This window comes from Clostridium sp. YIM B02569, from assembly GCF_022320765.1.
GTDB lineage: Bacteria > Bacillota > Clostridia > Clostridiales > Clostridiaceae > Clostridium > Clostridium beijerinckii.
In genome coordinates, this window is sequence record NZ_JAKJJX010000022.1 from 101,723 (window position 1) to 111,292 (window position 9,570).

Annotated in this window: 9 protein-coding genes and 1 pseudogene; all 10 read left to right on the forward strand. The window is 31.8% G+C overall.

The window, feature by feature from the left end; all coding sequences use genetic code 11:
- Positions 1-12 precede the first annotated feature (12 nt).
- Entirely contained in the window at positions 13-2,937 is a 2,925-nt protein-coding gene (locus L3B96_RS19145; protein WP_238948293.1) for a sigma 54-interacting transcriptional regulator, read from the forward strand.
- 93 nt (positions 2,938-3,030) lie between these two features.
- Positions 3,031-3,498 (forward strand): PTS sugar transporter subunit IIA, encoded by a 468-nt coding sequence (locus tag L3B96_RS19150; protein ID WP_017209665.1) that lies wholly within the window; start codon positions 3,031-3,033, stop codon positions 3,496-3,498.
- A gap of 14 nt (positions 3,499-3,512) precedes the next feature.
- Positions 3,513-3,791 (forward strand): PTS sugar transporter subunit IIB, encoded by a 279-nt coding sequence (locus L3B96_RS19155; protein ID WP_011967573.1) that lies wholly within the window; start codon positions 3,513-3,515, stop codon positions 3,789-3,791.
- 75 nt (positions 3,792-3,866) lie between these two features.
- A complete protein-coding gene (locus L3B96_RS19160) occupies positions 3,867-5,141 on the forward strand; it encodes a PTS galactitol transporter subunit IIC (RefSeq protein ID WP_017209664.1) in 1,275 nt (424 codons plus the stop codon).
- 69 nt (positions 5,142-5,210) lie between these two features.
- Positions 5,211-6,242 carry a zinc-binding dehydrogenase gene (locus L3B96_RS19165; RefSeq protein ID WP_011967575.1) on the forward strand — a complete coding sequence of 344 codons (1,032 nt, stop codon included), beginning with the start codon at positions 5,211-5,213 and terminating at the stop codon, positions 6,240-6,242.
- A gap of 23 nt (positions 6,243-6,265) precedes the next feature.
- A complete protein-coding gene (locus L3B96_RS19170; protein WP_238948294.1) occupies positions 6,266-7,084 on the forward strand; it encodes a transketolase in 819 nt (272 codons plus the stop codon).
- Complete coding sequence (locus L3B96_RS19175; protein WP_238948295.1) at positions 7,084-8,004, forward strand: transketolase family protein; 921 nt, start codon at positions 7,084-7,086, stop codon at positions 8,002-8,004. Before L3B96_RS19170 ends, L3B96_RS19175 begins: the two co-directional genes overlap by 1 nt.
- 43 nt (positions 8,005-8,047) lie before the next feature.
- Positions 8,048-8,719, forward strand: coding sequence for a ribulose-phosphate 3-epimerase (gene rpe, locus L3B96_RS19180; RefSeq protein WP_017209662.1), 672 nt, complete (start codon positions 8,048-8,050; stop codon positions 8,717-8,719).
- A gap of 122 nt (positions 8,720-8,841) precedes the next feature.
- Positions 8,842-9,282, forward strand: coding sequence for a ribose 5-phosphate isomerase B (rpiB, locus tag L3B96_RS19185; protein ID WP_038457044.1), 441 nt, complete (start codon positions 8,842-8,844; stop codon positions 9,280-9,282).
- A gap of 107 nt (positions 9,283-9,389) precedes the next feature.
- Positions 9,390-9,570 (forward strand): annotated as a pseudogene (locus tag L3B96_RS19190) (phosphomannomutase/phosphoglucomutase); the annotation flags it as partial.

Consider the following 9,570-nt stretch of genomic DNA (forward strand, 5'->3'; position numbering starts at 1 on the left):
TGGAGGGATTACATGCAAAGATTAATAGAACTTATTAATAGTGAGGATAAAAAGAATCCTTATACCGATCAAGAACTTGCAGAATTCTTATCTATACCAAGGCTAAAAGTAATACAAAAAAGAAATGAACTAAATATTCCAGATTCTAGGGATAGAAGAAAAGAACTGCTATTAGCAGATCTAAGAGAAATATTGAAAAAAAATATAAATTTATCGGAACGAAAAGTAACAGAACTAATGATGGAGAGAGGCTATAATATTTCACGTAGTATTATAAGTAAAAATATTAAAGACGTTATTCAAGAGATCAAAGGGGGAAATGAGTCTACACTTCCAAATGAAACTCTAGTGATTAAAGAAAAAGATAATAATAAAAATGAGGAAAGCTTTCAAAAACTTATAGGATATAGAGGGAGTCTTAGAAATAAGATAGACCTAGCAAAAGCGGCTATATTATATCCACCGAATGGACTTCACACCTTAATTTATGGGGGCTCTGGAGTTGGGAAAAGTGAGTTGGCGGAATGTATGTATGAGTTTTCTGTATTAAGTGGAGTAAAGTCTAAAGATGCCCCTTTCATAGTATTTAATTGCGCAGACTATGCAGAAAATCCAAATTTGCTCATAGCCCAGTTGTTTGGAGTAATTAAAGGCGCATATACTGGGGCTAATTCAGATAAAGAAGGATTAGTTGAAAAAGCAAATGGGGGAATTTTATTTTTAGATGAAATTCATAGACTTCCATCGGAAGGGCAAGAGATATTGTTTTATCTTATAGATAAAGGAAAGTATAGAAGGTTAGGTGAAACTAATGTTGAACGAAAAGTAAACGTTCTTATACTGGCGGCGACTACAGAAAACCCAGAATCTAATCTACTATTGACTTTTAGAAGAAGAATACCTGTACTTATTGAATTACCTAAATTAACGGAAAGACCGTTATCTGAAAGATTAGAGGTCATAGTAATGTTTTTAACAAGAGAGGCCAGAAGAATTAATAGAAATCTCTTGGTTAAAAAGGATGTATTAACGTGCTTGATGATGTATAACTGTAAAGCTAATATAGGTCAATTAAAGAGCGATATTCAAGTTATATGTGCGAAGAGTTATGTAAAATATATGTTTAAGAATACAGATGAAGTTGTTATAGATATAGAAGATTTGAGTCTTTCAATCAAGAGTGCACTTTCAGAAGGCCAGAAAGAGAAGAAGCAAGTTAAAAATCTTGGAATAGATGACTTATATATAGATATAAAGAATGAACAAAAAAATAAAGATGAAATATACAAATATGTAAACGAAAACGAGATATATCACTATATAGAGGAACAATTTAAGAAGCTTGAATTAGAAGGAGTAAAAAATGAAGAGATGGATGAAATTCTTTTAGAAAAAGTTGAGAATAAGTTAGGTAAAATTATTGATAATAAAAAGATAACTAAACTTTTAAATATTAATGAGTTAAAAACAATAGTAAGACCAGAAGTTATAAACATAACAGAAGGAATTCTTGAATTAGTGAGGGAAAAATACAAATTTATAAATAATAGTTTTTTTATTGCCTTAGCAATCCATATTAATTTTACAATTGAAAGAGTAATGAATGGAAAAGTTATAACAAAATCAAATATTCATATGGAAAAGGCAACCATGGTACAAGAAATGAAAATTGCAGAGAAAATCAGAATAATGATAGAAAAATCCACAAAGTTAAAAATTCCAAAGGAAGAAACAACGTATATAGCAATTTATATAAAGAAATTCTGTTCAGATGTGTTTAATGTAAAACCAAAGGTTAGAGTAATCATAATAACTCATGGACATGTAGCCTGTGGAATTGCAGACATTGTTAATCAATTGTTGGGGGTGGAAGATACAGTTGGGATAGAAATAGCTTTAGATGAATCTCCAGAAAGCGGTATAGAAAGAACTATTGAGTTAGTTCAGGAAATAGACGAAGGACGGGGATGTTTACTACTTGTAGATATGGGGTCATTGGGAATGTTCTCAACAATAGTGGAAGAGAGGACTGGAATCAAAACTATGAGTCTAGCTAGAGTTGACACGTTATTGGCATTAGAAGCCGTTAGAAAAGCCTCTATAGAGGGAGCAAGCTTGGAAGATATAGTTGAAATGCTAAAGGAAGTTAAAGAATATAATGGTACGTTTAAGTCAGAAATAGCAGGTAAAAAGAATAAGAAAAAAGCAATAATAACTGTTTGTTTGACTGGGGAAGGAAACTCGCTAAGTATAAAGAAATACCTTGAAAGCCATCTGAAAACAGCTAACCATAGTATAGAAATTTTTGCAATGGGGCTTATTCGTGAAAAAGATGTGGAGGCTGAAATTACTAAGATGTCAAGTGAATACGATATTGTGGCAGTATGCGGAACAATAAAAGTAAATATTGCAAACATACCATTTATAGATTATGACAGTATATTAAATGGAAGTGGAATTAATAGATTAATCAAGCTTATGGAGATACAGTTTGATAATAAGGAAATGTTAGTTTATGAGAGGCTAAACAAGCTAATATATGAAGAATTTATTTTATTAAACTTAGACTGTGTATTTAAAGAAGAAGTCATAGATAAAATGGCAGAGTTACTTGAAGAAAAGGGATTTGTAAATAATAAGTTTATGTTAAATATATATAAAAGAGAAGCAATGGGAAATAGTGTGTTTAATAAAGAGGTAGCTATTCCCCATGGACTTCCTGAAAATATAATTAGACCAGCTATAGTTATAGCAAAACTAAATAAACCAATCCAATGGGATAACGAAACAGCGGTAGATATAGTCTTTATGTTGGCACTTAAAGAAGACAATAGAGAAGAGATAAAAAAATTGTTTTATATGGTTAGAGAAAAAAACTTAGTAAACAACGTGCGTATAGCTCAATCTGAAAAAGAGGTAAAGAAATTGTTTTCATAAAATCAAAATATTCCAAAAGTTTGGCATGAGTCTTGCGATATAAATAGCCATAAAGGTTAAGTAAAAAATAGTGTAGTGAAAGGAGAAGTAATAATGGAACTAGTTAAGTTTATTAATGAAAAATTAATAAAAGTAAATTTACCATGCAAAGACAGAAATGAATTGTTCAAGATGATGCATGATGAAGCCTTTAAATATGGATATGTAGAATCAAGTTTTTTAGATGGCTTAATATCAAGGGAAAGCATTTTTCCAACAGGAATAAAACTAAATAATTATAGTGTTGCAATACCTCATACTGATGCAGTTCATGTCAAAAAGGAATTTATTGCAATAGTTGTACCAGAAAATCCAATACAATTTAAACTAATGGAAGATGAGAAACAGGAGGAAAAAGTAAATTTAGTATTTATGTTAGGACTGAACAAACCTCATAGTCAATTAGAAGTGTTAAGAGAGCTAATGGATCTTATACAAAGAGAGGATCTAGTAAAACAAATTATAAGAGCAACTAGTCAAGAAGACATTGAAAATATTTTGAATAAATTACAAAGTGTATAAGGGAGGAATTAATTATGAAAAAACGTATTTTAGTGGCATGTGGGGCTGGAATAGCAACATCAACAGTGGTTTGTGACAGAGTGGAAAGATTAGTAAAGGAAAATAATATTGATGCAACTGTAACTCAATGCAAGATTGCAGAAGTGGGGTCATTAGAAGATCATGCGGATTTAATAATTTCAACAACTATTTTGCCAAGAGAATTTAAAATTCCAGCTATAAAGGCTACAGCTTATATTAGTGGAATAGGTACTGATAAGTTAGACGAAAAAATATTAAGCTATTTAAGATAACAAAGCTATAAATTACCTTTTTAATGATGTTAAGAAGGTAATTTAAATAAATAAAATAAAGGGAGGAAAAATGTCATGAATAATTTAATGGGAGTTATACAATATGTCCTAGGTCTTGGACCAACTGTAATTTTACCAATTGCTATTCTGATAATAGGATTAGTTTTTGGTATAGGATTGAAGAAAGCATTAAAAGCTGGTTTTACAATTGGAATTGGGTTTGTTGGCATAAATTTAGTAATTAATTTACTTACTGGAAGTCTAGGGCCAGCGGCACAACAAATGGTTGAAAGATTTGGATTAAAATTAACAGTACTAGATACAGGATGGCCGTCTGCAGCTGCAGGGGCTTGGGCTTCTCCAGTAGCAGCAATTTTAATACCTATAATCATGGGCGTTAATATATTAATGATATTAACTAAAACAACAAAGACTTTGAATATAGACATTTGGAATTATTGGCACTTTATAGCAGCTGGAGCAACAGGGTATATATTAACTAACAATTGGTTTTTCGCAATCTTCTGTGCAGTTCTCTTAGAAGTAGTAACTTTATTTATAGCAGATAAAACTGCCCCAATGATAGGAAATTTTTATGACTTAGAAGGTGTATCACTACCTACAGCCTCAACAGCATCTTTCGCACCTTTAGGATTTTTAGTGGGTTACTTAGTTGAAAAAATTCCGGGATTAAACAAAATAAAAGCTGATCCTGACACTATTCAAAAGAAATTTGGTATATTTGGTGAACCTATGATGATGGGAATAGTTATAGGTTGGGTACTAGGAATTTTAGCAGGATATGACATTGGTAAGACATTTAATATGGGAATAACAATGGGAGCAGTTATGCTTCTAATGCCAAGAATGGTTAAGATAATAATGGAAGGTCTAATACCAGTTTCAGAAGCAGCAAGAGAGTTTTTACAAAAGAAATACGGAGATAGAGAACTTTATATTGGATTAGATGCTGCAGTTGCAGTTGGGCATCCAGCAGTTATATCAACAGCACTAATTTTAGTACCAATTACAATCTTTTTAGCTGTAATATTGCCAGGAAATAAAGTATTACCATTTGCTGATTTAGCAACAATTCCTTTCTGTGTAGCATTTATAGTAGGATCAAGAAAAGGAAATATCGTGCACTCAGTTATAACAGGAACAATAGTAATGGCCATTTCATTATATATGGCTACAGATTTTGCACCAGTATTTACACAAATGTTGGCTTCAGCTCAATTTAAGATGCCAGAAGGTGTGGCATTAGTATCTAACATAGATACAGGTGGTAATTTGCTTAACTGGTTAGTACTAAAATTATCACAATTAGTTCAACCTTTATTTGGATAACAACGAAGTAATAAAAAATTTAATAGAATAAATAATTGTAGATTTATTTAAAGCAGGAGGTTAGCAATAATGAAAGCATTAACAAAAACAAATCCAGGATATGATCAAATGGAACTATTAGATATGCAGGAGCCAAAAGCTACTAAAAACTTTGTGAAAATAAAAGTAGAGTATAGTGGAATATGCGGATCAGATTTACATTCATTTAAAGGTGAATATGGAAATATAAAGACACCTGTAGTTTTGGGACATGAGTTTTCGGGAACAGTAGTTGAAGTAGGGGAAGAAGTTAAGGAAATTAAAATAGGAGATAGAGTAACAAGTGAGACTACATTTGAAACTTGTGGAACATGTGATTACTGTAAGAGTAAAGATTATAATTTATGTCCTTCAAGAAAGGGTATTGGAACTCAAGTAAATGGTAGTTTTGCAGAATATGTGCTATCACGAGAAGAAAGTGTACATGTATTACCTGATAATGTTAGTTTTTTGGCAGCCTCATTAACTGAACCACTTGCATGTTGTGTACATGCTGCTTTAGAGAAAACGACTATAGATAAAGATGATGTAGTTTTAATATTAGGACCAGGACCAATAGGATTACTTCTAGCTCAAGTAGTTAAGTCACAAGGTGCTAAAGTAATTTTAAGTGGAGTTACAAAGGACAAAGAAAGATTAGAGTTTGGTAAAAAATTAGGTGTTGATGTGATTGTTGATTCATTACAAGAAGATTTAGAAAAAATAGTAATGGAAAAGACTAATGGATATGGTGTTAATAGAGCGTTTGATTGCTCTGGAGCAGTTCCAGCTGTAAATCAGGGACTAAGACTTATAAAGAAAAAAGGTGAATTTGTTCAAGTAGGATTATTTGCAAATATTAAAAATCCATTAGACCAAGAAGCTATTATTCAAAGAGAGATTAAATACGTTGGATCTAGATCACAAAAACCAAGTTCTTGGATAAAATCACTAGAGTTAATGGAAGCAAAAAAAGTTGACCCAGAAGCATTGATAACAAAAATTGTAGATCTTAAGGATTGGAGATCTGGAATAGAGGCAGCTATGGAAGGTACAGAATTAAAAGTAGTAATAAGATCTTAATTACTTAGAAGGAAGTGTTATTTGTGAACGAAAATTTAAAAAAGATAGCGAACAATATAAGAATAAGCATTATTAAAAGTGTATCAGCAGCAAAATCGGGGCATCCAGGTGGTTCCTTATCAATTACAGATATTCTTACTGTATTATATTTTGAAAAGATGAATATAGATCCTCAAAATCCTAAGAATCCAAATAGAGATAGATTTGTATTATCAAAGGGACATTCAGCACCAGCGCTATATGCTACTTTAGCAGAAAGAGGATATTTTTCTAAGGAAGAACTTTTAGGATTAAGAAAGTACGAATCTAAATTACAAGGACATCCAGACATGAAAAAAATAATAGGTGTTGATATGTCTACAGGTTCACTAGGACAAGGGCTCTCAGCAGCAAATGGAATGGCTTTAGCAGGAAAGTTAGATGAAAGTTCTTACAGAGTTTATGCAATACTTGGAGATGGGGAAGTACAAGAAGGTCAAATATGGGAAGCGGCAATGAGTTCAGCTCACTATAAGCTTGATAATTTAACTACTTTTCTTGATCTTAATGGATTGCAAATAGATGGCTCTAATGATGAAGTAATGAGTATAGGTCATGTTGACGAAAAGTTTAGATCATTTGGATGGAATGTTTTAACTATAAATGGGCATTGTTTTGAAGAAATAGTTAAGGCAATAGATAAAGCAGCAGCTACAAAAGGTAAGCCAACAATGATAGTTTGTAATACGGTAAAAGGAAAAGGCGTTTCATTTATGGAAAATAACGTTGCATGGCACGGATCAGCGCCAAATGAAGAACAAACTATGAAAGCGTTAGCTGAATTAGAAGGAGGCGTAAGATAATGGGAATAGCAACAAGAGAAGCTTATGGAAAAGCTCTAAAGAAATTATCAGAAGACAGAAATGTTGTAGTATTAGAAGCTGATTTAGGAAAGGCAACTAAAAGTATAGAATTTAAAAAACATGCACCAGAAAGATATTTCGATATGGGAATAGCTGAAGGGGATATGATTGGAACTGCAGCAGGCCTTGCTACATGTGGAAAAATACCATTTGCAAGTACATTTGCTATGTTTGCTGCAGGAAGGGCATTTGAGCAAATAAGAAACTCAGTGGTATATCCAAATTTAAATGTTAAGATAGTAGCAACTCATGCAGGAATAACAGTTGGTGAAGATGGAGGAAGTCATCAAGCTATTGAAGATATTTCTTTAATGAGAAGTATACCTAATATGGTTGTATTGAATCCAGCAGATGCTATTGAGGCAGAAAAAGCAATATTTGCTGCGAAGGAATACTATGGACCAGTATATATAAGATTAGGAAGATCAGCAACTCCAGATATACACAGTGAAGACTATGAGTTCAAAATTGGAAAAGGAGAAGTCTTATTAAACGGTGAAGATATAGCTGTAGTTGCAACAGGATTGATGGTAGCAAAGGCATTAGAAGCAGCTAAAAAGTTGAGTGAGCAAGGAATAAACGCAACAGTTGTAAATATATCAACTATAAAACCTTTTGATAATGAATTAATTGTTGATATTGCGAAAAGAATAGGAAAGATTGTAACTGTAGAAGAACATAGCATAATAGGTGGATTGGGTTCAACAGTCGCAGAGTTATTGATTGAAGAACATCCAGTAAAGATTAAAAGAATTGGAATAAATGACGAATTTGGAAGATCAGGAAATGCTGAAGTTTTATTAGAAAAATATAATTTAACAGCAGCACATATAGTTGAAACAGTTAAGTCATTATTATAAGTCAAAATAAAGTAATAAATGAAGTAAGAATGGGGGATTGTAGATGGAAACAATAATTTCGCCATCACTATTATCAGCAAATGTATGTAATTATTCAGATGATTTTAAAGTATTCAACGAAAAAAATATTCAAGTCATCCATATTGACATTATGGATGGGCATTATGTTCCTAATATATCCATAGGATTAGATCAAGTGGCTTCTTTAAGAAAGTTAACCGATGCTGAGTTTGATGTTCATTTAATGGTCACAAATCCAGATGAATTTGTTGAAGCTTTAGTGGAAGCAGGCGCGAATAGTATTACTATACATTCAGAAGTTGCAACTCACTTGTATAAAAGTATACATTATCTAAAAAGTTTTGGGATAAAAGCGGGAGTAGCTTTAAATCCAGCCACACCAATAAGTTGTTTAGAACACGTTTATTCTCTTCTAGATAGAGTTTTAGTAATGTCTGTAGAACCAGGATTTGGGGGACAAACGTTCATTCCGTTTAGTTTGGAGAAGATAAGGAAACTTAATGATATTAAAAGCGAGAACAATTATGGATTTACTATTCAGGTAGATGGAGGAATAAATTTAGATAATATAGAAGATGTGATTAAGTCAGGAGCTAGAGATATTGTTATAGGTTCATCATTATTTAGAGAAAACTTATCAGACAATATTGATTCATTTAATCAAAAAATAATAGGCATCAACAATACCCCATAACTCATTAAGAATAATTAAAATATCAGGAGAATATTGCGAGTATTCTCCTGTTAATTTAACATCAATTATACTACTAGTCAGCATAAGTTTCAATTAATAAATATAGAAAGAAGATGAAGCGAATGAAAATTGCATTAGGTTGCGATCATGGTGGCATTAATTTAAAAGGAGCTATAAAAAAGCATCTTATATCTAAAAATATAGAGGTTGAGGATTTTGGAACTAATAGCAGTGAAAGTGTAAATTATCCTGAATATGCAATTAAGGTTTCTAAAGCAGTGATATCTAAAGAATGCGATTTGGGAATATTATGTTGTGGGACAGGAATTGGAATGTCAATTGCAGCTAATAAACATAAAGGAATAAGAGCAGCCGTCGTTGGAGATTGCTTCTCAGCTAAAATGACAAGAGAGCATAATAATACAAATGTTTTATGTTTAGGTGAAAGAGTAACAGGAGAAGGATTAGCACTTACAATTGTAGACACTTGGATAAATTCAAAATTTCAAGGTGGACGTCATTCAGAAAGACTTGCTTTAGTGGAAGAAATTGAAAATAAGTAAGTAACATTCAATAGTGAAAAAGTATTTATTAGTGTTTATTAAATATATTAAATTTATTGCAGTAGGTGTCTTATCATGAATTTTTGTTTTAGAGGGGAGTTATTATTATGCTACAAGAACTTAAAAAACTGCAAAGTGGAACTGATATAAGGGGAATAGCTATAGAATATGAAGGAGCTAAAAATCTTACACCTAATTTAGTGAATAATGTGGGATTTGGTTTTGTAGAGTGGCTTAAAAAAACTAAAGGACTCAGTAATAAAAATATAAAAATAGCAGTTGGCATGG